The following is a 24239-nucleotide window of genomic DNA, read 5'->3' on the forward strand; positions in this document are numbered from 1 at the left end:
CCGAGCAGACGACGGTGGCCGGACCGCACACACCCTTTTTCCTCCACCGTGAACCCAGGAGGTCGTCATGACCCAGCACAGTCGCGACCTGTCACGCCGCCGACTGCTCTTCGGCGGGGCCGCCGTCGGCGCCGGCGTCCTGCTCGCCGGCTGCACCAGCAACGAGGCGTCGCCGACCGAGGCCCAGACGAAGGCGGCCGCCGCCCCGGGCGGCAACAACGAACCCGGCAAGCGGGTGACGATCGGCTTCTCGGCGCCCGCCGCCGACCACGGCTGGATCGCCGCCATCACCAACAACGCCAAGGCGCAGGCCGGCGCGTACTCCGACGTGGAGTTCAAGACGGTCGAGGCCGGCGCGGACGCGGCGGCCCAGCGGGCGGCGCTGTCCACCCTGATCTCCCAGAAGCCCGACGTGATCGTGCTGCTGCCGCACGACGGCAAGGAGCTCAACGCCTTCGGCCTGGAGGCGATGCGGGCGGGCATCCCGGTGGTCAACCTCGACCGGGCCTTCCCGGACGCCCGCGCCTACCGGCTGCAGATCAAGGGCGACAACTACGGCATGGGCGTGGCCGCGGCGACGTACATGGTCGCGCAGTTCAAGGCCAAGGGTCTCAGCAACCCGGTGATCGCCGAGATCGCCGGGATGGACGAGCTGGAGCTGACCCAGGAGCGGTCGAAGGGCTTCGCCGACACGCTGACGGCCAACGGCTTCCGGATCGCCAACCGGCGGGCGGCCCGGTTCACCGCCGACTCCGGCCAGCAGGAGGCCTCGCAACTGCTGCGGGCCCTGCCGAAGATCGACGCGCTCTGGAACCACGACGACGACCAGGGCATCGGGGTCCTCGCCGCCGTCAACCAGGCCAACCGCAAGGAGTTCTTCATGGTCGGCGGCGCCGGCTCGAAGAAGGCGATGGAGGACATCCAGGCCGACAACACGGTGCTGAAGGCGACCGTCACCTACAGCCCGTCGATGGCCTCCTCGGCGGTCTCCCTGGCCCGGCTGATCGCCCAGGGCCGGGGCATGTCCGACCTGGTGGAACTCCAGGTGCCCAAGGAGATCATCCTCGCCTCCGAGACGATCACCAAGGAGAACGCGAGCAACTACCTCAAGCTCGGGTTCTGACACACGGGGGGAGACCCACCTTGTCCACGACAGACAGAGAACTGCGGGTCGGCATGGTCGGCTACGCGTTCATGGGCGCCGCGCACTCGCAGGCGTGGCGCACCGTGAACCGGGTGTACGACCTGCCGGCGCGGGCCCGGATGGCGTTGATCTGCGGCCGGGACGCCGCGAAGGTGGCCGACGCCGCCGACCGGCTCGGCTGGGAGGCGTACACCACGGACTGGCGTGAGCTGATCGCCCGGGACGACATCGACGTGGTCGACGTCTGCACGCCGGGCGACAGCCACGCCGAGATCGCCCTCGCCGCGTTGGCCGCCGGCAAGCACGTGCTGTGCGAGAAGCCGCTGGCCAACACGGTCGCCGAGGCCCGGGAGATGGCCGCCGCGGCGGCCACCGCGCGGGCTGCCGGGGTGCGGTCGATGTGCGGGTTCAACTACCGACGGGTGCCCGCGGTCACCATGATGCGGCAGCTGGTCGCCGACGGGCGGCTCGGGGTGATCCGGCACGTCCGCGCGACGTACCTGCAGGACTGGATCGTGGATCCGCAGTTCCCGCTGGTCTGGCGGTTGCAGCGGGACAGGGCGGGCTCCGGCGCGCTGGGCGACATCGGCGCGCACATCATCGACCTGACCCAGTTCGTCACCGGGCGGCGGATCACCGGGGTCAGCGCCGTCACCGAGACGTTCGTCAAGGAGCGGCCGCTGCCGGCGGGGTCGAGCGGGCTCGCGGCCACGGTGAACGGCGCCGGGGCGGCCGACGGGCACGGCGCCGTCGACGGTCACGGCCCGGCCACCGGGACGGTCACCGTCGACGACGCGGCGGTCTTCGTGGCCCGGCTCGACGGTGGCGCGCTGGCCACGTACGAGGCGAGCCGGTTCGCCACGGGCCGCAAGAACGCCCTGCGGGTGGAGATCAACGGGTCGCTCGGCACGGTGGTCTTCGACCTGGAGCGCCTCAACGAGCTGGAGTTCTACGACGCGACGCGACCCGCCGCCGAGCAGGGCTTCACCCGCATCCTGGTGACCGAGGGTGAGCACCCCTACATGTCGGCGTGGTGGCCGCCGGGCCACATCATCGGCTACGAGCACTCGTTCACGCACCAGATGCGCGACTTCATCGAGGCGGTCGCCACCGGCGCCGACCCGGCCCCCTCCTTCGCCGACGCGTTGCAGGTCCAGCTGGTGCTGGACGCGGTGACCCGGTCGGCGGACCTCGGCTCCTCGTGGACCGAGGTGGAGCCGGCGCTGGCGACGGTCGCCGCCTGAGCCACCTCCGGCGCCGGCCGGCGAGGGACCGGCCGCGGTTGCGCCCCGCGGCCGGGACGAGGCCGGTGCCGGAGGGACGTGTCGCCGGGCCGAACGGCCCGATGGCGCGAGCAGGACGGTCGTCCGGTGCGGCCGGACCGGGATTCCCCGGCCGCACCGGAGGACCACCGCACTCGGCGGAGGCGGCCCGTCCCGGGCCGTGTCCGCGTACGACCTCCGATCGGGGCGCGCCGTCGCCCCGCCGGTCGGATGCGGGGGAGGCAGGGCCGAGACGCCGACCGACCCTGCCTGCCAGCCCCGTCCGTCCGTCACCGCACCGGATTCCGGCCGGCGTCGTCACCGCCGACTTCGACGCCGGCCGGTGGGCTCCGCCGGAGCGGCCGGGGGACGGGGCCCATCCGCACAGACCGGTACCTCCACGAGCAAACTTCTGATATCCATGTACTTCAATGCACGGCTGGTTCCTCCTGCACCGGGAAGGAGCACCATGCGTACGGGTGTCTGGCTGGTGGGCGCGCGCGGCTCGGTCGCGACCACCAGCATCGTCGGGGCGCTGGCCCTGCGGGCCGGGCTCGCCGATCCGACCGGCTGCGTCACCGAGCTGCCCGACCTGCGCGGGCCCGCCCTGCCCGCCTTCACCGACCTGGTCCTCGGCGGACACGACGTCGTCACCACCCCGCTGACCAAGCGCGCCGAGGCCCTGGCCGCCGCCGGCGTGCTGCCCGGCCGGCTGGTCGCCGCCCTCCCCGACGAGCTGGCCGCCGTCGACCGCGAACTGCGTCCCGCGCCGACCGGCGGCACCCAGGCCGACCGCGCCGCCGCCACCGTCCGCGACCTCACCGCCTTCCGGGACCGGCACGCGCTGGACCGGGTCGTCGTGGTCAACCTCTCGGCCACCGAGCCGCCCGCCCGGGCGCACCCGGCGCACGACGACCCCGACGCGCTGCGGGCCGCGCTCGCCGGCCCCGACGAGGTGCTCCCGCCCAGCTCGCTGTACGCGTACGCGGCGGTGCTGGCCGGCTGCCCGTACGTCGACTTCACCCCGTCCACCGGGCTGCGGCTGCCCGCCCTGACGGCGCTGGCCGCCCGGCGCGGCCTGCCGTACGCCGGGCACGACGGGAAGACGGGGGAGACCCTGGTCAAGTCGGTGCTGGCCCCGATGTTCGCGATGCGGCACCTGAGGGTGCGCTCCTGGTCCGGCGTCAACCTGCTCGGCGGCGGCGACGGGGCCACCCTCGCCGACCCGGCCGCCAACGCCGCCAAGGTGCACAGCAAGCAACGGGTGCTCGGCGAGACCCTCGGCTACCAGCCGCAGGGCGGCGCCCGGATCGAGTACGTCGAGGAACTGGGCGACTTCAAGACCGCCTGGGACCTCATCACCTTCGCCGGCTTCCTCGGCACCGGGATGCGGATGGAGTTCACCTGGCACGGCTGCGACTCCGCGCTGGCCGCGCCCCTGGTGCTCGACCTGGCCCGGCTCACCGCCGCCGCGCACGCCGCCGGGCACACCGGCCCGCTGGTGGACCTCGCCTTCTTCTTCAAGGACCCGCTCGGCGCGCCGACCCACTCGCTGGCCGAGCAGTGGACCCGCCTGTGCGGCTTCGCCCACCGGCTGCCCACCGGAGGTGCCCATGGCGCGCCTGACTGACCTCGCCGACCTGGTCCGGGCGCCGGCCGCGCTGTCGGTGCCCGGGGACGTCGTCGCCGGTGCCGCCGCGGCCGGGACGCTCGGTCGACGTACGCCCGCGCTGGCCGCCGCCTCCGTGTTGCTCTACTGGGCCGGCATGGCCGGCAACGACTGGGCCGACCGCCGGTTGGACGCCGTCGAGCGTCCGGAGCGGCCCATCCCCAGCGGCCGGGTCGCCCCGGCGACCGCCCTCGGCCTCGCTGCCGGACTCACCGCCGCCGGGGTCGGCCTCGCCGCCACCGCCGGGGGCCGCCGCGCCGCCGCGATCGCGGTCCCGCTCGCCGCCACCATCTGGGGGTACGACCTGGCGGCGAAGAACACCGCCGCCGGGCCGGCCGTGATGGCCGCCTGCCGGGGTCTGGACGTGCTGCTCGGCGCGTCCGGCGGTCGGCTGCCGCGGGCGCTGCCGGCGGCGCTCACCGTCGCCGCGCACACCTGGACGGTCACCGCGCTCTCCCGGCGGGAGGTCACCGGCGCCGACGCCGCGCTGCCGCTGCGTACCCTCGCCGGCACGGCCCTGGTCGCGGCGAGCGCCGCCACGGCCCGCGCGCCCCGACCACCCGCCCAGGCCGCGCCCGGCCGTGCCGAGCCCGGCCGTGCCGCACCTGGCCAGGCCGCGCCCGCGCGGGTCAAGCGTGGTTGTGCCGCCCTCGCCCAGGCCGCGTTCCCCCGAACCGCGCCCGGCCGTCTCGGTTGCGGTGCTGGGCCGGCGCGGCGGGTCGCCGCCGTGCTGCCGGTCCTGCTCGCGGCCTGGTACGCCGCCCGCTACGGCGCGGCGCAGGCCCGGGTGGTCGTCGAGCCCTCCGCCGCCCGGGTGCGGGCGGCGGTCGGGGCCGGGATCACCGGGCTGCCCGCGTTGCAGGGCGCGCTGGCCGCGCGGGCCGGCGCGGGATCGCTCGGGCTGGTGGTCGCGGCGGCGGCGCCGCTGGGGCGCCGGCTCGCCCGGAAGGTCTCCCCGACATGACCGCGCCGCGACCGGCCCCGGCGACACCCGGCGCGCTGCGGTTCGGCTACGGCACGAACGGCTTCGCCAACCACCGGCTCGACGACGCGCTCGCGGTCGTCGCCGACCTCGGCTACCAGGGGGTCGCCCTGACCCTGGACCACCACCACCTCGACCCGTTCGCGCCCTACCTGGCCCGGCGGGTGGCGGCCGTCGGCCGCCGGTTGGCGGCGCTCGGCCTGGCCGTGGTCGTCGAGACCGGCGCGCGGTACCTGCTCGACCCGTGGCACAAGCACGCCCCGACGCTGCTGCACGACGACCCGGCCCCGCGGATCGATTTCCTGCGCCGGGCCGTGCGCATCGGCGCGGACCTGGGCGCGGAGGCGGTCTCCTTCTGGGCCGGGGTACGCCCCGACGCCGTCGCGCCCGACACCGCCCGGGACCGGCTCGTCGCCGGCTGCGCCGCGGTGCTCGACACCGCCGACGCCGCCGGTGTGAGCCTGGGCTTCGAACCGGAGCCGGGCATGCTCGTCGAGGACATCGCCGGCTGGCGCCGGCTGCGCGCGGCGCTCGGTGATCCGCCCCGCTTCGGCATCACCCTCGACATCGGACACTGTCGCTGCCTGGAGCCCCTGCCGGTGCCCGACTGCGTGCACGAGGTGGCCGCGCACCTGGTCAACGTCCAGATCGACGACATGCGCCGGGGCGTGCACGAGCACCTGGAGTTCGGTGCCGGTGAGATCGACTTCCCGCCGGTGCTGCGCGCCCTGGCCGACGCCGGCTACCGGGGACTGGTCGCCGTCGAGCTGCCCCGGCACTCGCACGCCGCTCCCGCCGTCGCCGCCCGGTCGCTGGACTTCCTGCGCGCCGCCCGGGCCGCCGCCGCCCCGGATCCGCCGTGAGGTGACGCAGCGCAGCGGACCCGCGCAGGTACCTGCCCGAGCAGCACCAGGGAGGAGACGGGATGACACCGGATTCACTACGGGCCGCGCTGCGGGGCGTACCCGATCCCGGCTGGCTGGACGCGGCGCTGCGCCGGGTGGCGGCCGACCCGGGCACCCTCACGGCGGCGTTCGCCGTGGCCCGGCGGCGATGCGGCCGCGCCCCACTGCCCGGGGCGGAGGACTGGAGCGCCGACGAGGCGGCCCGGGCGCTGTTGCTGACCGCCCTGCCGAGCGACCACGCGCGGCACGCCGACGCCCTCTACCGGCACGGCGACGCCGCCGAGAAACGTGCCGTGCTCCGGGCCCTGCCGCTGCTGCCGATCGGCGCGGCCGGCGTGCCGCTGCTGCACGACGCCGTCCGCACCAACGACACCCGGCTGCTCGCCGCCGCCCTCGGCCCGTACGCCCGGCACCTCGACCCGCCCGCCTGGCGGCAGGCGGTGCTCAAGTGCGTCTTCACGGGCGTGCCGCTGGCCGTGGTGCACGACCTCGACGCCCGCGCCGACGCCGAGCTGGCCGCGATGCTCGCCGGGCTGGCCGCCGAGCGGCGGGCCGCCGGTCGCGCCGTGCCCGCCGACGCCACCGACCTGCTCGACCGGCTCACGATCCAGGAGACGTGACATGCGCATCTTCGACCCGCACATCCACATGACCTCACGGACCACCGACGACTACGAGCGGATGGCCGCCGCCGGGGTGCGGGCCGTGGTGGAGCCGGCCTTCTGGCTGGGCCAGCCGCGCACCAGCGCCGCCTCCTTCGCCGACTACTTCGACTCGCTGATCGGCTGGGAACCCTTCCGGGCCGGGCAGTTCGGGGTACGCCACCACGCCACCGTCGCGCTCAACCCGAAGGAGGCGAACGACCCGCGCTGCCGCCCGGTGCTCGACCTGCTGCCGCGCTACCTCGACAAGGACGCCGTGGTCGCGGTCGGCGAGATCGGCTACGACTCGATGACGCCGCAGGAGGACGACGCCTTCGCCGCCCAGCTCGCCCTCGCCGTCGCGCACGACCTGCCGGCGCTGGTGCACACCCCGCACCGGGACAAGGCCCGGGGCGTGGAGCGCAGCCTCGCCGTCGTCGCCGAGTCCGGCATCGAGCCGGGGCGGGTGGTGCTGGACCACCTCAACGAGGTCACCGTCGGACTGGTCCGGGACACCGGCTGCTGGCTGGGCTTCTCCATCTACCCCGACACCAAGATGTCCCCGCCGCGGATGGTGCAGCTGCTGCGGGCGTACGGGACCGAACGGATGCTGGTCAACTCGGCGGCCGACTGGGGGCGCTCCGACCCGCTGCTCACCCGGGCCACCGGCGAGGCGATGCTGCTCGCCGGGTTCACCGACGACGACGTCGACCGGGTGCTGTGGCGCAATCCGGTGGAGTTCTACGGCCAGTCCGGGCGACTGGAACTGAGCGACCTCGACGCGCCGGAGCAGAGCTACGCCGGCAACTCGATCCTGCGCGGCGGCAGCTGATGCGGCTGCGGCACGCCGGCGGCGCCACCGTCCACCTCGGCTACTGCACCAACGTGCACCCCGCCGAGGAGCTCGCCGGCATCCTCGCCCAGCTCGACACCTACGCCGTGCCCGTACGGGAGGCGCTCGGCGTCGACCTGCTCGGCCTCGGGCTCTGGCTGGCCGCCCCGGTCGCCGCCGAGCTGGCCGCCGACGCGCGGCCGCGCCGCCGGGTCCGGGCCGAACTGGCCCACCGCGGGCTGGAGGTGGTCACCCTCAACGGCTTCCCGTACGCGGCCTTCCAGGCCCCGGTGGTCAAGGGCGACGTCTACCATCCGGACTGGACCACGCCCGAGCGGCTCGCGTACACCCTGGACCTGGCCCGGGTGCTGGCCGACCTGCTGCCCGACGACGCCGCGCGGGGCTCGGTCTCCACCCTGCCGCTGGCCTGGCGGCGGCCCTGGGACACCGCCCGCGCCGACGCCGCCCGCCGTCGCCTGGACCGGCTCGCGGCCGGTCTCGCCGCCGTCGAGCGGGACACCGGCCGGCCGGTCCGGGTCGGCGTCGAGCCCGAGCCGGGCTGCGTGGTGGAGAGCACCGGGCAGGCCGGCGCCCTGCTGGCCGGGGCGGATCCGGAGCGGCTGGGCGTCTGCCTGGACCTGGCCCACCTCGCCTGTGCCTGGGAGGAGCCCGCCGAGGCGCTGGACCGGCTGGCCGCCGCCGGGCTGCCGGTGGTGAAGGTCCAGGTCTCCGCCGCCCTGGAGGCGACCGACCCGGCCGGGTCCGCCGACGCGCTGCGCCGCTGGGTGGAGCCGCGCTTCCTGCACCAGACCCGCGCGGCGGGCTGCGCGGCGGCGACCGGCGTGCCGGCGCCCCGGTCGGGCCCGTACCCCGCCGACCCGGCCGACCCGGCGTGGGCCGCCGACGACCTGGACGCGGCCCTGGCCGCCCGGCTGCCCGGGCCGTGGCGGGTGCACTACCACGTGCCGCTGCACGCCCCGCCCGAGCCGCCGCTGGGCTCGACGGTGCCGGTGCTGCGCGCCGCGCTGGCCGCCCTCTACGCCGGCCCGGACGCCGGCTGCGACCACCTCGACGTCGAGACGTACACCTGGGGGGTGCTGCCGGCCTCGCGGCGCCCGCGCGGCGCCGCGGAGCTGGCCGCCGGGATCGCCGCCGAGCTGGCCTTCACCCGCGACGAGCTGGTCGCCCTCGGCCTCACCCCGGCCGGCCGGGCGACCCCGACGGGGGTACGGCGATGAGCCGGCGGCTGGTGGTGCTGGACGTGGTGGGGTTGACGCCGCGCCTGCTGGCGCACATGCCCCGGCTGCGCGCGGTGGCCGACGCCGGGTTCGCCGCCGAGCTGGGTACGGTCCTGCCGGCGGTGACCTGCACGGTGCAGTCGACCTTCCTCACCGGGACGCTCCCGGCCGCGCACGGTGTCGTCGGTAACGGGTGGTACTTCCGGGACCTCGGCGAGGTGCTGCTCTGGCGGCAGCACCACGCCCTGGTCGAGGGGGAGAAGCTGTGGCAGGCGGCCCGCCGGCGCGAGCCCGGCTACACGGTGGCCAACGTCTGCTGGTGGTACGCGATGGGCGCGGACGTGAACTGGACGGTGACCCCCCGGCCGGTCTACCACGCCGACGGGCGCAAGGACCCGGACTGCTACACCGACCCGCCGGAGCTGCACGACGCGCTGACCGACCGGCTGGGCGCGTTCCCGCTGTTCAGCTACTGGGGGCCCGGCGCCGGGCTGGTCTCGTCGCGCTGGATATGCCGGGCGGCCGAGCGGATCCTCACCGACCAGTCCCCGGACCTGACCCTGGTCTACCTGCCGCACCTGGACTACGACCTGCAACGCTTCGGCGCGTCCTCGCCCCGGGCCGCCGTCGCGGCGGCCGAGCTGGACGCGGTGCTCGGGCCGCTGCTGGACGCCGCCCGGGCCCGCGACACCACCGTGGTGGCGCTGTCGGAGTACGGCATCACCGACGTGTCCCGGCCGGTGGACGTCAACCGGTCGCTGCGCGCCGAGGGGCTGCTGCGGGTGTACACGCAGGCCGGGATGGAGTACCTGGACCCGTGGACGTCGCGCGCCTTCGCGGTCGCCGACCACCAGGTCGCGCACGTCTACGTGCGGGACGCGGCGGACGTGCCGGCGGTGGCGAAGCGCTGCGCCGCCCTGCCCGGGGTGGCCGAGGTGCTCGACGCCGGCGGCAAGGCCGCCCACGGGCTGGACCATCCGCGCGCGGGCGAGCTGGTGCTGATCGCCGAGCCGGACTCGTGGTTCACCTACTACTACTGGCTCGACGACGCCCGCGCCCCCGACTTCGCCCGGCTGGTGGAGATCCACCGCAAGCCCGGGTACGACCCGGCGGAGCTGCTGTTCGACCCGGCCGCCCCCGGCGCGGCGAAGCGCCGGGCCGCGGTGGCGTTGGCCCGCCGCAAGCTCGGCATGCGCTACCTGATGAGCGTGGTCGGGTTGGACGCGGGCGCGCGGGCGGTGCGCGGGTCGCACGGGCGGCTGCCCGCCGACCCGGCCGACGGGCCGGTGCTGCTCTGCTCGGAGGCGTCCGCGGCCCGGGACCGGGTCGCGGCGACCGAGGTCAAGGCCCTGCTGCTGGAGCTGGCCGGGTTGGCGGTGCCCGACACCGGCCGGCGACCCGCCGGGGAGGCGTCGTGACCGTCACCGTCGCCCCCGCCGACGCCAGTGGCCTGCGGGCCCGCTTCGACGCCGAGCTGGCCGCGTTCCTCGACCGGCAGGGCCCACAGTGGCCGGACGGCGCTCCCCGGGGTGTGTTCACCGCGCTGCACCGGTTCGTGCTGACCGGCGGCAAGCGGCTGCGTCCCCTGTTCTGTTACTGGGGCTGGCGCGGCGCGGGCGGCGGGGACGGCAGACCGATCGTGGTGGCCGCCGCCGCGCTGGAGCTGTTCCACGCCTTCGCGCTGATCCACGACGACATCCTGGACGGCAGTGACCGCCGCCGGGGCGAACCGTCGGTGCACCGGCTCTTCGCCGACCTGCACGCCCGGTCGGCGTGGCGGGGCGATCCGGAGGCGTACGGGCGCAACACCGCCCTGCTCTGTGGCGACCTCTGTGCCGCCTGGTCGGATCAGATGTTCCACGAGTGCGGGCTGAGCAGCGAGCAGGTGCAGCGGGGGTACGCGGTGTTCGCGTTGATGCGCACCGAGGTGATCGCGGGGGAGTACCTGGACCTGGTGTCCGGGGTGGGCGACGGGTCGGTGGCCAGCGCGTTGACCGTGATCCGGATGAAGGCGGCCCGCTACACGGTGACCCGGCCGTTGCAGATCGGCGCGACGCTGGCCGGCGCGGGGCCGGAGCTGGTGGCCGCGCTGGCCGAGTTCGGTGACCCGCTGGGCGACGCGTTCCAGTTGCGCGACGACGTGCTGGGGGTGTTCGGTGACCCGGCGGTCACCGGCAAGTCCGTCCTGGACGATCTGCGCGAGGGCAAGCCCACCGTGATGATGGCGCTGGCGCGCAGCGCCGCCGACCGGGCGCAGACGGCCCGGCTGAAGGAGCTGTTCGGCAATCCGGCGCTGGACGCCGAGGGCGCCGCCGAGCTGCGGGCGGTCATCGAGGGCACCGGCGCCCGGGAGCGGATCGAGCAGATGATCCGGGTCCGCGCCGACGCCGCGCTGGCCGCGCTGGCCGCCGCCCCGGTCGACGCCGAAACCCGCGACGCCCTCGGCGTCCTCGCCGCCCAGGCGGTCCACCGCCCGCGCTGACCCCTTGCTGCGGGTCGATCCGGGGCTGCCGCACGGGCGGGGCCTCCGGACAGGCGCGCGCCACGGGGGCGGACTTTTGCCCGGATCGACGAAAGTCCACGTTGGATGGGCAGAAGGTCTGGACACATCGACGTACACAATTTAATGTCGTGGCCATCACGAAGTTGTTCCGTCGAGGTGAACCGGCGGCGCGGGAACCCATCGACTGGTGACCACCGAGCACGTGGTCCCCACCCCATCCATGGTCACGGCAGGCCGGGCGGCACCCGGCGGGCCGAGGAGCATCTCCCCGCTACGGCATCCGGCGCGACGGCGCGCGCCCGCCCTGGCAGTCACTCGTCAGGAAGGGACGGCACATGTCCACCCAGGACACCCCCACCACATCCCGAACGCGACAATGGATCTCCACCGCCGCGACTCTGCTGCTCGCCGCCACCGCCGGCCCGCTCGCACTGAGCGCCGGCCCGGCCGCGCTCGGCGGCGCCACGCCCGCCCGGGCGCACCCCATCGTCGCCACCGACTTCCAACAGGTCACCCTCGCCAAGGGGGTCGCCGAGGTCGGCGAGCCGATGACCATCGCGGTGCTGCCCGACCGGTCGGTCCTGCACACCGCGCGCAACGGCACCGTGCGCCGCACCGACTCCGCCGGCAACACCTCGGTGATCGGCACGCTGCCGGTCTACACCCACGACGAGGAGGGGTTGCAGGGCATCGGGGTCGACCCGAACTTCGCCAGCAACCGGCACGTCTACCTCTACTACGCGCCGCCGCTGTCCACCCCCGGCGGCGACGCGCCCACCACCGGCAGCGACTTCTCCGCCTGGCGAGGCGTGAACCGGCTCTCCCGGTACACCCTCAACAGCGACTTCACCCTCAACACCGGCAGCAAGGTCGACATCCTCGACGTGCCGGCCGACCGGGGCATCTGCTGCCACGTCGGCGGCGACATCGACTTCGACGCCGCCGGCAACCTCTACCTGTCCACCGGCGACGACACCAACCCGTTCGACTCCGCCGGCTACGCCCCGCTCGACGAGCGCACCAACCGCAACCCCGCGTACGACGCGCAACGCACCTCCGCCAACACCAACGACCTGCGCGGCAAGATCCTGCGGATCAAGGTCAACGCCGACGGGACGTACGCCATCCCGGCGGGCAACATGTTCGTCGACTCGGACCCGAAGACCCGCCCCGAGATCTACGCGATGGGCTTCCGCAACCCGTTCCGGATGAGCGTCGACCGGGCCACCGGCATCGTCTACGTCGGCGACTACGGACCGGACGCCGGCACCACCACCGCCCGCGGCCCCAGCGGTCAGGTCGAGTTCAACCGGATCACCGGGCCGGGCAACTACGGCTGGCCGTACTGCACCGGCACCAACACCGCGACCGAGACGTACGCGGAGTGGGACTTCGCCACCGGCACGGCCGGGGCGAAGTACAACTGCACCGGCGGGCCGACGAACAACTCGTTCCGCAACACCGGCCTGACCACCCTCCCGGGCGCCAAGGCCGCCTGGATCCGCTACGCCGGCGACGCCGGCAGCCCGCCGGAGTTCGGCGGCGGCTCCGAGTCGCCGATGGCCGGCCCGGTCTACCGGTACAACGCCTCGTCGACCTCCACCACCAAGTTCCCGCAGTCCTTCGACGGGCAGTTCTTCGCCGGCGAGCTGGGCCGCGGCTGGGTCAAGCCGATCCACCTCGACGCCGACGGCTCCCCGGGCGGCATCGACACCTTCCCGTGGAACGGCAAGCAGGTCATGGACATGGCCTTCGGGCCCGAGGGCGCGCTCTACGTCCTCGACTACGGCACCGGCTACTTCAACGGCGACGCCAACTCGGCGCTCTACCGCTACGACTACATCGCCGGCGGGAACCGGGCGCCGACCGCGGCGGCCTCGGCCGACAAGACCTCCGGCGCGGCCCCGTTGACCGTGAACTTCTCCTCGGCCGGGTCGTCGGACCCGGAGGGCGGGGCGCTGACGTACTCCTGGAACTTCGGCGACGGCACCAGCTCCACGGCGGCCAACCCGAGCAAGACGTACACCGCCAACGGCACGTACACCGTCACCCTGACGGTGCGTGACCCGCAGGGCGCGACCGGCACCGCCAACGTGCAGATCGGCGTCGGCAACACCGCCCCCACCGTCACCATCGTCAACCCCGGCAACGGCCAGGTCTTCAGCTACGGCGACACCGTGCCCTTCCGCGTCACGGTGACCGACCCCGAGGACGGCGCCATCGACTGCGCCAAGGTCAAGATGACCTACGTCCTCGGCCACGACAGCCACGGTCACCAGATCACCTCCAGGACCGGCTGCACCGGCTCCATCACCATCCCGGTCGACGGTGAGCACGACGACGCGGCGAACATCTTCGCCATCTTCGACGCCGAGTACACCGACGCGGGCGGGCTGACCACCCACAAGCAGCACACCCTGCAACCCAAGAAGCGCCAGGCGGAGCACTACAGGACCTCCGCCGGCATCGCCACCTTCGACAAGGCCACGGCCGAGGGCGGCAAGACCGTCGGCAACATCAACAACGGCGACTGGATCGCCTTCGAGCCCTACCGCCTCGACACCGTCACCTCGTTCAGCGCCCGGGTCTCCTCGGCCGGCGCCGGCGGCACCCTCCAGCTGCGGGCCGGCTCGGCCACCGGCACGGTGCTCGGCTCCGCCACCGTGCCCGTCACCGGGGCCTGGGACACCTTCACCACGGTCAACGGCGCCGTCTCCGGAGCGCCCGCCGGCACCACCACGCTCTACCTGACCTTCGCCGGCGCCGGCACCGGCGCCCTCTACGACGTGGACTCGTTCACCCTCGACACCGCCGCCGTCCGGACCGGGCCGATCGTCGGACTCGGCGGCAAGTGCCTGGACGTGCGCAACGCCGCCACCGCCGACGGCACCCAGATCCAGATCTACACCTGCAACGGCACCACCGCGCAGAGCTGGACGGTGACGCCGAATTCGACGGTCAAGGCGTTGGGCAAGTGTCTGGACGTCTCCGGCGGCGGCTCCGCCGACGGGACGAAGATCCAGCTCTGGACCTGTAACGGCACCGGGGCGCAGAACTGGTCCGCCCAGGCCGACGGCACGCTGCGCAACCCGCAGTCGGGCAAGTGCCTGGACGTCTCGGGCAACAACTCCGCCGACGGCACCGCGGTGCACCTGTGGACCTGCCACACCGGCGCCAACCAGAAGTGGACCCTGCCATGAGAATCCTCCGACCCGCCCTCGGCGTGGCCACCGCCGTCCTCGCCGTCCTCGCCTGCACCACCCCCGCCACCCCGGCCAGCGCCGCCGACGCCCCGTACGACGTGCTGGTCTTCTCCAAGACCGCCGGCTTCCGGCACGACTCCATCGCGGTCGGCACCCAGACCATCCGCGACCTCGGCGCGGCGAACAGCTTCACCGTCACCGCCACCGAGGACGCCGCCGCGTTCACCACCGCCAACCTGGCGCAGTACGAGGCGGTCGTCTTCCTCAACACCACCGGCGACGTGCTCAACGCCACCCAGCAGACCGCCTTCGAGTCGTACATCGGCTCCGGCGGCGGGTTCGTCGGCGTGCACTCCGCCGCCGACACCGAGTACGGCTGGTCCTTCTACGGCAACCTGGTCGGGGCGTACTTCGCCTCGCACCCGGCCATCCAGCAGGCCAACGTCAAGGTGGAGAACCGGGCGCACCCGGGCACCGCCCACCTGCCGCAGACCTGGACCCGCACCGACGAGTGGTACAACTACCAGACCAACGCCCGCTCCACCGCCCGCGTGCTGGCCACCCTCGACGAGTCGTCCTACTCGGGCGGCTCGATGGGCGCCGACCACCCGCACGCCTGGTGCAAGACCTACAGCGGCGGCCGGGCCTTCTACACCGGCGGCGGCCACACCCAGGCGTCGTACTCCGACGCCGCGTTCCGGGCCCACCTGCTCGGCGGCATCCGGTACGCGGCCGGCCGCGCCAAGGCCGACTGTCGCCCGGAGAGCGGCTACACGGCGCTGTACAACGGCGCCACCACCGGCTGGTCGCAGGCCGGGCCGGGCGGCTTCACCAACTCCGACGCCACCCTCACCTCCTCGGGCGGGCTCGGCCTGTTCTGGTACAGCGCCAAGCAGTTCACCAACTACTCGCTGAAGCTGGACTGGAAGCTCGCCGGCGACGACAACTCCGGCGTCTTCATCGGCTTCCCACCGTCGAGCGACCCGTACTCGGCGGTGAACAACGGCTACGAGGTGCAGATCGACGCCACCGACACCGCCGATCGCACCACCGGCGCCGTCTACACCTTCAAGTCCGCCGACATCGCCGCCCGGGACGCGGCGCTCAACCCGCCCGGGCAGTGGAACACCTACGAGCTGCTGGTCGAGGGGGAACGCCTGCAGGTGTTCCTCAACGGCTCGAAGATCAACGACTTCACCAACACCGACCCGGCCCGCTCCCTGGCCGGCCACGTCGGCATCCAGAACCACGGCGCCGGCGACGACGTGTCGTTCCGTAACATCCGGATCAAGGAGCTGGGCTCCACCCCGGGCGGGAACACCACCGTGCAGGCCGAGTCGTTCAGCTCGGCCGGCGGGGTCACCCCGTTCAGCAAGGCCGGCGCCAACGGTGGCCAGACCCTCGGCTACATCGACCCGGGCGACTGGGCGGCCTACCAGGGGCTGGACCTGACCGGGGTGACGTCGTTCAAGGCGCGGATCGTCTCCGGCGGCCCGGGCGGCACCATCCAGGTCCGCACCGGCTCCACCACCGGCACGGTGCTCGGCTCGGTCGCCGTACCGAACACCGGCGGCTGGACCACCTTCGCCGACGTCACCACGAACCTGTCCGGGGTGCCGTCCGGCACCCAGAACCTCTACCTGACCTTCACCGGCTCCGGGTCGGGACTCTTCGACGTCGACGACTTCACCCTGGTGAGGGGCGCCGGCGGTGGCACCGGCACCGGCCCGGTCAAGGGCCTGGCCGGCAAGTGCCTGGACGTGCGCAACGGCGCCACCGCCGACGGCACCCAGATCCAGATCTACACCTGCAACGGCTCGGCCGCGCAAGCGTGGACGGTGACGGCGAACTCGACGGTCAAGGCGTTGGGCAAGTGTCTGGACGTCTCCGGCGGCGGCTCCGCCGACGGGACGAAGATCCAGCTCTGGACCTGTAACGGCACCGGGGCGCAGAACTGGTCCGCCCAGGCCGACGGCACGCTGCGCAACCCGCAGTCGGGCAAGTGCCTGGACGTCTCGGGCAACAACTCCGCCGACGGCACCGCGGTGCACCTGTGGACCTGCCACACCGGCGCCAACCAGAAGTGGACCCTGCCATGACCTGAGTCGTCGGTCATCCCGACACCGTCACGTCCACGGGGCCCCTGTCACGGCAGGGGCCCCGTGCCGTCGGACGGCACGGGCGGTGCCGCGACGAGTCCCGGGTGCCGTCCGGCAGCCACGGGCGCCCGGCAGCCCTCGGACCCGCAGGCTCGCCCACACCCGCCGGACGGGCGCGCGCCCCTGCCCGAGCAGCGGCCCTTCCGCCGGGGTGGTGGTGGACCTAGAGTGAGGGGCGGCGACCGTGCAGGTGGCCGGTGACCCGACGGGAGGCGCAACCCGTCGGGCCCAGGCGCGTCCCCGTGCCCACCGGTCCGCACGCCCGGTGCGCCGCCACACCGGCCCGTCCCGGTCACCCTCGCCCCGGTCCCGCAAGGAATCCCCCATCACGACAGGGGAGAAGGACAATGGCGCGACCCATCACGCTCTTCACCGGCCAGTGGGCCGACCTTCCGTTCGACGAGGTCTGCCGGCTCGCCTCCGAGTGGGGCTACGACGGCCTGGAGATCGCCTGCTGGGGCGACCACTTCGAGGTCGACAAGGCGCTCGCCGACGACTCGTACGTCGAGCGCAAGCGGGAGACCCTCGCCAAGCACCACCTCGGCGTGTACGCGATCTCCAACCACCTGGTCGGCCAGGCCGTCTGCGACCATCCGATCGACGAACGGCACCAGGGCATCCTGCCGGCCCGGATCTGGGGCGACGGTGAGCCCGAGGGCGTACGCCGGCGCGCCGCCGAGGAGATCAAGGACACCGCCCGCGCGGCGGCCCGACTCGGGGTGGACACGGTGGTCGGGTTCACCGGCTCGTCGATCTGGCACACCCTGGCGATGTTCCCGCCGGTGCCCCCGTCGATGATCGAACGCGGCTACCAGGACTTCGCCGACCGGTGGAACCCGATCCTCGACGTCTTCGACGAGGTGGGCGTCCGCTTCGCCCACGAGGTGCACCCGAGCGAGATCGCCTACGACTACTGGACGACGAAGCGGACGCTGGAGGCGGTCGACCACCGGCCCGCGTTCGGCCTGAACTGGGACCCGTCGCACTTCGTCTGGCAGGAGCTGGACCCGGTCAACTTCATCTTCGACTTCGCCGACCGGATCTACCACGTCGACTGCAAGGACGCGAAGGTCCGCACCGGGGACGGCCGGCGCGGTCGGCTCGCCTCCCACCTGCCCTGGGCCGACATGCGGCGGGGCTGGGACTTCGTCTCCACCGGCCACGGGGACGTGCCGTGGGAGGACTGCTTCCGGGCGTTGAACGCGATCGGCTACGCCGGCCCGATCTCGATCGAGTGGGAGGACGCCGGCATGGACCGGCTCGTCGGCGCGCCCGAGGCGCTCCAGTTCGTCCGCCGGCTCGCCTTCGACGCCCCGGCGGCAGCCTTCGACGCCGCCTTCACCAGCAAGGACTGAGCAGCACCGGCCCTCCGCTCGTCAACGGCGACGGGCGGGAGGTCGTCGGCCGACACGGGGCCGTCCGGCGTACGCGCCCGCCGGGCGGCCCTCTCGGCGCTCGATTCGTCCGGGCGGGTCCCTCACCTGCTGAAGGCGGCGACCAGCAGCGCGAGGGCTCCGGCGAGCAGGGCGAGTTCTCCGAGCAGCAGGTAGGCCCGCCGCTGGTCGCGGTGCGTTGCCGGGGCGGGCGGTGGCTGCGGGTTCGGCCCCGGCAGCCGGGCGGACACCGCTCGGGAGTTCAGTACGGGCCACTCGGCCGGCGGTTGGTGCGCCCGGGACCTCGTCATGTCGCCTCCGCGTGGATCGGTGCCGGCGCCCGGGCGGCCCTTCGACGGTCGCGGGAGGAGGGGTCGGAGATCCGCCCGGGGCGTGAAGGGCCGCGCGGCCCCTCACTCCTCAATAGGCGGTGTCCTGCTGGTCGGCATTACATCTCGTAGATCCGGACGGCCCGGTAGCGCCCCGGTGGGACGCCCGCCTACGTGCCTGCGGTCCGGTTCTCGTCGGCGGTGCGGTCGGCGACCAGCCCCTCGTCGGTGGTGAACCGCCGAAGGACCGGCCCGGTGGGGTCGCCGTAGTCGACGACGACCTCGGCGGCCGGACCGCTCCTGCCGCCGTCGCCCGCCGCCGGGTCACCGGAGGGCGGGTTCTGCGGGCACTCGTCGACGAGGCACACGCTGACGCGGTACACCTCGCCACCGGTGGGGACAGGGCTGCTGACGATCATGGCGACGGCCGGGTCGACGGGATCCGAGCCCGTCGCGGGTCGGTCGGGCGGCGAGCCGTCCGGCATCGGGGTGATGCAGTTGCAGGCCCGGCCGCGGGCGTGCAGGGCTCTGGTCAGTTGCCCGGCGAAGGTCAGGTGCGCCGGGGAACAGGCGACCGCCACCCGCAGCGCCCGCCCTGCCGCCGCCGCCACGATGCCGTCGGCAACGGCCGCCAACACCTTCCGCTCCCGTGTCTCGAACGCCAGATCGATGGCCACCTGTGTCTCCATCTCCGAGTTGCCGCGATGGCCAGGCCCGTCGGCCCGACATCGGTCATGGGGCACGGTGTTGCTGGTCCGGCGGCCCGCCCCTGGGAAGTACCGCCCGATCAGCGCCCGGTCGGCGTCCGCCGTTACACCACGTTCGTCGGCGGCACGAGGCGTCGGCGGGCGCGTCGCGGACGGCCTCGACCGGCACGGCGCCACGCCGGCAATTTCGGTTGTCCGCTCGGGGTGGGCGGGCGAGCATGGCGGGCATGGCGGAGGACCGGAGGTGAGGCTGCCCCTCCAGGGCGGACTGCCGCCGGTGGACACGGTGACCGACGCCGTCGTGCGGATCGCCTGTGACGAATCCGGGTTCTCCGGCACCAACCTGCTCGATCCGGCCACCCCGGTCATCACGCACGCGAGCGTCGACCTGTCCGTCGACGAGGCCGTCGAGCTGATCGCGGCGCTGCGCTCCCGGTTCCGCTTCTCGCCGAACGAGTTCAAGTCCGGGCAGTTCCGCCGCAGCCCGAACGCCCGGGAGGCGCTGGAGTGGCTCCTGACGGCGCTCAGCGGCCGAGCCCGCGTCCACCTGGTCGACAAGGAGTACTTCCTCGTCACCCGGATCGTCGATCTGCTCCTGGCCGAGCCGTCGTACGCGGCCGGCACCCGCCTGAGCGAGGAGCGCCGTCCGGCCGCCCTCGCCGTGTACCGGGCCGGGCGCTCGGCCGGTCCCGACTGGCCGGTCTTCCTCGCCGCCTTCGTCGACCTGGTCCGGACCAAGCGGCGGCACCGGCCCGATCGCCCGGCGCTGGAGCGGTTCTTCCAGGCCCGCGACGCGCTGGTACGCGCGCGGCTCGGCGCACCGGCCGCGACCGTCCTGGACGGGCTCGACCGGGGGCGGGTCTGGGCCTTCCTGACCCGTCTCTTCGCCGACGACCGGTCGATCCCGCCGCCGCTGGAGCCGATGCTGCCGGCCCTGGCCGAAACCGTCCTGTGCTGGAGCGGCGGACAGCGGCAGGTGCTGGTGGTCCACGACGAGCAGAGCGCCCTCACGGCCGCCAGGTTGACCCGCCTGCGGCAGGTGCTGGCCGACGCCGCCGTGTGGCCACCGGCGGGCGCCGACGCGGCGGCGTCACCGCTGGTCGGGCTGGTGATGGTCGACTCCCGCGACGACCCCCGGGTCCAGGTCGCCGACCTGCTCGCCGGGATGGCACGCAGGGCGCCGGGGATCCTCGCCGGCCCGCTCCAGCCGTTCGTCTCGCCGACCTCGCTGCACGACCCCGACCGGTGACGCGCGGCCGACCCGTCGGCCCACGTGCCGGCCACCGCCGTCGCCGGATCGCGCCGGCATCCGAGGCCCCGGTCGTCGTCGCGGGACCACCGTCGCCGGATCGGCTCTGGTGGCCGCCTGCCGGCCCTTGTACGGTCCTCCCGTGCAGATCTTGCGCTACACGGCGTTCAGTGACGACCCGGCAGGCGGCAACCCGGCGGGTGTCGTGCTCGACGCCACCGGCGCGGACGACGCGCAGATGCTCCGGGTGGCCGCCGACGTCGGATACTCCGAGACCGCGTTCCTCATCCCGCGCGGCGGTGGACGATTCGAGGCACGCTACTTCAGCCCTCTCGCCGAGGTGCCCTTCTGCGGTCACGCCACCATCGCCTCCGCGGTCGCGTACGCCGAGCGGCACGGCCCCGGCCCGCTGCGCCTGGACACCCGGGCCGGGCCGGGTCGACGTCACCACCACCGTCGCAGCGGACGGCACGACCAGCGCCACCCTGGTCTCCGTGCCCCCGCGGACCGCGCCGATCGCCCCCACCGACCTCGCGACCCTGCTGGCGGCGCTGCGCTGGTCGCCGGACGACCTCGACCCGGCGTTGCCACCACGCGTCGCGTTCGCCGGAGCCTGGCATCCGATCCTGGCCGCCGCGACCCGGGACCGCCTCGCCGACCTCGCCTACGACATGGCCGCCCTGGCGACGCTGATGCGGCAGCGGGACTGGACGACGGTCGACCTCGTCTGGCGCGAGTCCGAGCACGTGTTCCACGCCCGCAACCCGTTCCCTCCCGGCGGCGTGGTCGAGGACCCGGCCACCGGCGCGGCCGCCGCGGCGCTCGGCGGCTACCTGCGCGAACTCGCACTTGTCACACCGCCGGCGACGGTCACCGTGCACCAGGGTCAGGACCTGGGTCGTCCCAGCCTGCTGACGGTGGGGATCCGCCCCGGCCCGCGGACCGGCATCGAGGTGACCGGCGTCGCCGTCGCACTCGCGCCGTAGCGGCGCCCGCCGACGGGCCAGGCGCACGGGTGCGCTGTCGGGTCCGCCCGTGCCACCTGGTCCCGGCGGTGTGCGTCACACCGGGGCGGCGACGACGGCACGGGCGCACCCGGTGGCGGGCCGTCGCGTATGGTCGTGCCGGCAGCCAGTGAGGAGGTGGGCCCGATGTGGACGATCAGAGATCTCCGGGCGCTCCCCGCTGTGCCGTCTGTCTGACCGGCACCCAGGAGCGCCGCCCCGGCACCCGCACTCCTGAGCGAAGGACACCATGACAGCAACGGCTTTCCGTATCTCCGTCCCCGACGACGTCCTCGACGACCTCCGTTCGCGGCTGGTCCGCACGAGGTTCACGACGGCGTCCGACACCACCGCTTGGGCGGCCGGGGTCGATCCCGGCCAGCTGCGCGACCTCGTCGACCACTGGGCGCACGGCTTCGACTGGCGCGCGGCGGAGGCCGCCCTCAACACGTTTCCCCACTACCTGGCCGAGATCGCCGGGGCGCGGGTGCACTTCGTGCACCTGCGGGCCGAGCGTCCGGCGGGCACACCGGCGCCGCTGCCGCTGGTCCTGACCCACGGCTGGCCGAGCAGCTTCGTGGAGATGCTGGCCGTCGCCCGGCGCCTGGCGGACCCGGTCGGCCACGGCGCCGACGCCGCCGACGCGTTCGACGTGGTCGTCCCCTCGCTGCCGGGCTTCCTGTACTCCGAACCGGTGCGAGGGCCGTTCACCCGCAGGCGGGTCGCCGAGGTCTGGCATGCGCTCATGACCGGGACCCTCGGCTACGACCGCTTCGGAGCCTTCGGCGGCGACATCGGCGGTGGGGTCACCCAGTGGCTGGGCGCCCTCTACCCCGGCGAGGTCACCGGCATCCACATCACCTCCGCCGTGGTGACGACCGACTTCCGGGACCAGCCGCCGACGGCCGAGGAGCAGGCGTACCTCGACGCCCTCGCCGCGTACGACGCCACCGACGGCGGCTACAGCGAGATCATGTGCACCCGACCGGACACCCTCGCCGCCGCCCTGGCGGACTCCCCGGCGGGACTCCTCGCCTGGATCATCGACAAGTACCGCGAGTGGAGCGACTGCGGCGGCGACCTGGAGTCCCAATGGGACAGGGACACCATCCTGACCGTCGCGACGCTCTACTGGGTGACCGGCACCATCGGCTCGTCGTTCCAGCAGTACTACCACTACCCGCTGAACCGGCCGGTCCCGGCGGTGACCGTGCCCGCCGCGGTCACCCTGAGCCACGAGCCGGCGTACGCGGGCCTGCCCCGCAGCCTCACCGAACGGGTCCTCACCGACCTTCGGCACTGGAGCACGCCGGGCCGGGGTGGCCACTTCATGGCCCACGAGGAGCCCGAACAGGTGGCCGACGAACTGCGCACGTTCTTCCGCCCGCTGAGATCCGACGGCTGACCCGCGCCGCCCCGGCGACCGGGAGGAGGTTCCGGACCTCCTCCCGGTCGCCCGGGTCGTCCGATCGTGGACCGGCCGACCCGCACTCCGTCCGTCGCGTGACGCCCTGCTCAGTCGTGCTCCGGTTCGCCGGTGATCCGGTGCGCCGCCGCGTGCAGCACCTCGGCCACCAGCCGGCGCACGTGTCCGTCCCGGGTCCGGTACAGCGCCCGGCGGCCGTCGCGCCGGACGCTGACCAGCCCGGCCAGCCGCAGCTTGCCCAGGTGCTGTGACACCGCCGGTCGGGTCGTGCCCACCGCCGCGACCAGCGCCGTCACGTCGTGCTCGCCCTCGCCGAGCAGCGACATCAGCCGCAACCGGGTGGGGTCGGCCAGCATCTGCAACATCTGCGTGGCCGCCTCGACGTCCGGATCGCCGGGCAGGCGTTGTTGCAGGTCACTGGCACCTGCCACGTTGTCGCGTGCGTACATGAGCACATATTATCGCCGCTGTCACCGAACACCGTGTGACCGGCGGACTGGGGGAACGGGTGAACGACCACGACCACGGCCACCCACACGAGCACCACGACCACGGCGGGCGGCTCGTCGGCCGGTGGCGCCGGCTGACCCACCTCGTCGTCCCGCACTCGCACGACTCCCGTACGAAGATCGACCCGGCGCTGGAGTCGTCCCGTGCCGGCCTGCGCGCCCTGTGGATCTCACTGCTCGGCCTCGGGGCCACCGCGGCCGCCCAGGCGGTCATCGTCGTCCTCTCCGGTTCGGTGGCCCTGCTCGGCGACACCCTGCACAACGTCGCCGACGCCCTGACCGCCGTGCCGCTGGCCATCGCCTTCCTGCTCGGCCGCCGCGCCGCGACCCGCGCCTACACCTACGGCTACGGGCGCGCCGAAGACCTCGCCGGCATCGTCATCGTCCTGGTGATCGCCGGCTCCGCCGTCGCCGCCGCCTGGACCGCCGTCGCCCGGCTGCTGCATACGACCGAGGTGACCCACCTGCCCTGGGTCGCCGCCGCCGGCCTCGTCGGATTCGTCGGCAACGAGACCGTCGCCCGGTACCGCATCCGGGTCGGCCGGCGTATCGGCTCCGCCGCACTGGTCGCCGACGGCCTGCACGCGCGCACCGACGGCTACACCTCCCTCGCCGTCCTCGCCGCCGCCGGCGGCGCCGCCCTCGGCTGGCGCTGGGCCGACCCCGCCATCGGCCTGATCATCGCCGTCGCCATCACCGTCGTCCTCAAGGACGCCGCCCGCGAGGTCTACCGACGCCTCATGGACGCCGTCGACCCCGATCTCGTCGACCGGGCCGAGACGACCCTCAGGGCCGTGCCCGGCGTCCAGGACGTCACCGCGGTACGACTGCGCTGGATCGGCCACCGGCTGCACGCCGAGGCCGACCTCGTCGTCGCCGCCGACCTGAGCCTCCTCGCCGCACACGAGATCGCCGCCGACGCCGAGCACCAACTGACCCACGCCGTGCCCCGGCTGGCCACCGCCACCGTCCACACCGACCCCGACAGCCACCCCGGCGGACACCACCACACCGACCTGTCCCACCGACGCCGGCAGGCCGCTTCCCAGCCGGCGGGGCCCGCCGCGACGCGGCACGGCTGACCCGCGGCCGTCGCCCCGTCCC

General features: G+C 74.1%; 19 protein-coding genes and 1 pseudogene. 17 read left to right on the plus strand and 3 right to left on the minus strand.

Annotation, left to right across the window (positions count from 1 at the left end):
• Window positions 1-67: 67 nt before the first annotated feature.
• The 13 genes from GA0070614_RS28810 (at window position 68) to GA0070614_RS28870 (ending at window position 17893) form a co-directional block, all read left to right on the plus strand.
• Entirely contained in the window at window positions 68-1123 is a 1056-nt protein-coding gene (locus GA0070614_RS28810; RefSeq protein WP_088978896.1) for a substrate-binding domain-containing protein, read from the plus strand.
• A gap of 53 nt (window positions 1124-1176) precedes the next feature.
• Window positions 1177-2388: a Gfo/Idh/MocA family protein gene (locus GA0070614_RS28815; RefSeq protein ID WP_408630788.1), complete on the plus strand. Its 1212-nt coding sequence runs from the start codon at window positions 1177-1179 to the stop codon at window positions 2386-2388.
• A gap of 487 nt (window positions 2389-2875) precedes the next feature.
• Window positions 2876-4036 (plus strand): inositol-3-phosphate synthase, encoded by a 1161-nt coding sequence (locus tag GA0070614_RS28820; protein WP_088978898.1) that lies wholly within the window; start codon window positions 2876-2878, stop codon window positions 4034-4036.
• Window positions 4020-5039, plus strand: a complete 1020-nt coding sequence (locus GA0070614_RS28825; RefSeq protein ID WP_088979729.1) for an SCO3242 family prenyltransferase — start codon at window positions 4020-4022, stop codon at window positions 5037-5039. Before GA0070614_RS28820 ends, GA0070614_RS28825 begins: the two co-directional genes overlap by 17 nt.
• Window positions 5036-5920 (plus strand): sugar phosphate isomerase/epimerase family protein, encoded by an 885-nt coding sequence (locus tag GA0070614_RS28830; protein WP_088978899.1) that lies wholly within the window; start codon window positions 5036-5038, stop codon window positions 5918-5920. Before GA0070614_RS28825 ends, GA0070614_RS28830 begins: the two co-directional genes overlap by 4 nt.
• 62 nt (window positions 5921-5982) lie before the next feature.
• A complete protein-coding gene (locus GA0070614_RS28835; RefSeq protein WP_088978900.1) occupies window positions 5983-6582 on the plus strand; it encodes an EboA domain-containing protein in 600 nt (199 codons plus the stop codon).
• 1 nt (window position 6583) lies between these two features.
• Window positions 6584-7435, plus strand: coding sequence for a TatD family hydrolase (locus tag GA0070614_RS28840; protein ID WP_088978901.1), 852 nt, complete (start codon window positions 6584-6586; stop codon window positions 7433-7435).
• Window positions 7435-8673 carry a metabolite traffic protein EboE gene (eboE, locus tag GA0070614_RS28845; RefSeq protein WP_088978902.1) on the plus strand — a complete coding sequence of 413 codons (1239 nt, stop codon included), beginning with the start codon at window positions 7435-7437 and terminating at the stop codon, window positions 8671-8673. The genes GA0070614_RS28840 and eboE overlap by 1 nt, the downstream gene beginning before the upstream one ends.
• Window positions 8670-10091 carry an alkaline phosphatase family protein gene (locus tag GA0070614_RS28850; RefSeq protein ID WP_088978903.1) on the plus strand — a complete coding sequence of 474 codons (1422 nt, stop codon included), beginning with the start codon at window positions 8670-8672 and terminating at the stop codon, window positions 10089-10091. The genes eboE and GA0070614_RS28850 overlap by 4 nt, the downstream gene beginning before the upstream one ends.
• Window positions 10088-11155: a polyprenyl synthetase family protein gene (locus GA0070614_RS28855; RefSeq protein WP_088978904.1), complete on the plus strand. Its 1068-nt coding sequence runs from the start codon at window positions 10088-10090 to the stop codon at window positions 11153-11155. The genes GA0070614_RS28850 and GA0070614_RS28855 overlap by 4 nt, the downstream gene beginning before the upstream one ends.
• A gap of 356 nt (window positions 11156-11511) precedes the next feature.
• The gene (locus GA0070614_RS28860; protein ID WP_088978905.1) at window positions 11512-14376 is read left to right on the plus strand and encodes a PQQ-dependent sugar dehydrogenase; all 2865 of its coding nucleotides are present in this window, start codon (window positions 11512-11514) and stop codon (window positions 14374-14376) included.
• Window positions 14373-16478, plus strand: a complete 2106-nt coding sequence (locus tag GA0070614_RS28865; RefSeq protein WP_088978906.1) for a ThuA domain-containing protein — start codon at window positions 14373-14375, stop codon at window positions 16476-16478. The genes GA0070614_RS28860 and GA0070614_RS28865 overlap by 4 nt, the downstream gene beginning before the upstream one ends.
• 407 nt (window positions 16479-16885) lie before the next feature.
• The gene (locus GA0070614_RS28870) at window positions 16886-17893 is read left to right on the plus strand and encodes a sugar phosphate isomerase/epimerase family protein (RefSeq protein WP_088978907.1); all 1008 of its coding nucleotides are present in this window, start codon (window positions 16886-16888) and stop codon (window positions 17891-17893) included.
• A gap of 122 nt (window positions 17894-18015) precedes the next feature.
• On the opposite strand, the gene GA0070614_RS30410 is transcribed toward GA0070614_RS28870, so the two are convergent.
• Together GA0070614_RS30410 and GA0070614_RS28875 are read right to left on the minus strand one after the other, a co-directional pair.
• Window positions 18016-18222: a hypothetical protein gene (locus GA0070614_RS30410; protein ID WP_157745116.1), complete on the minus strand. Its 207-nt coding sequence runs from the start codon at window positions 18220-18222 to the stop codon at window positions 18016-18018.
• A gap of 188 nt (window positions 18223-18410) precedes the next feature.
• Window positions 18411-18917 (minus strand): hypothetical protein, encoded by a 507-nt coding sequence (locus tag GA0070614_RS28875; protein ID WP_157745117.1) that lies wholly within the window; start codon window positions 18915-18917, stop codon window positions 18411-18413.
• Between the two features lie 274 nt (window positions 18918-19191).
• On the opposite strand from GA0070614_RS28875, the gene GA0070614_RS28880 reads away from it, so the two are divergent.
• The 3 genes and pseudogenes from GA0070614_RS28880 (at window position 19192) to GA0070614_RS28890 (ending at window position 22605) form a co-directional block, all read left to right on the plus strand.
• The gene (locus GA0070614_RS28880; protein WP_088978909.1) at window positions 19192-20196 is read left to right on the plus strand and encodes a DUF3800 domain-containing protein; all 1005 of its coding nucleotides are present in this window, start codon (window positions 19192-19194) and stop codon (window positions 20194-20196) included.
• 142 nt (window positions 20197-20338) lie between these two features.
• A pseudogene (locus GA0070614_RS28885) lies at window positions 20339-21182 on the plus strand (PhzF family phenazine biosynthesis protein).
• 268 nt (window positions 21183-21450) lie between these two features.
• Entirely contained in the window at window positions 21451-22605 is a 1155-nt protein-coding gene (locus GA0070614_RS28890; RefSeq protein ID WP_088978910.1) for an epoxide hydrolase family protein, read from the plus strand.
• Window positions 22606-22715: 110 nt separating this feature from the next.
• Here the strand turns inward: GA0070614_RS28890 and GA0070614_RS28895 are convergent, their stop codons facing one another.
• Window positions 22716-23075: an ArsR/SmtB family transcription factor gene (locus tag GA0070614_RS28895; protein ID WP_088978911.1), complete on the minus strand. Its 360-nt coding sequence runs from the start codon at window positions 23073-23075 to the stop codon at window positions 22716-22718.
• 35 nt (window positions 23076-23110) lie between these two features.
• Between GA0070614_RS28895 and GA0070614_RS28900 the strand changes: the two genes are divergently transcribed.
• Entirely contained in the window at window positions 23111-24217 is a 1107-nt protein-coding gene (locus GA0070614_RS28900; protein ID WP_172892526.1) for a cation diffusion facilitator family transporter, read from the plus strand.
• The last annotated feature ends 22 nt before the right edge of the window (window positions 24218-24239 follow it).

This window comes from Micromonospora coxensis (genome assembly GCF_900090295.1).
In the GTDB taxonomy this organism is placed as follows: domain Bacteria; phylum Actinomycetota; class Actinomycetes; order Mycobacteriales; family Micromonosporaceae; genus Micromonospora; species Micromonospora coxensis.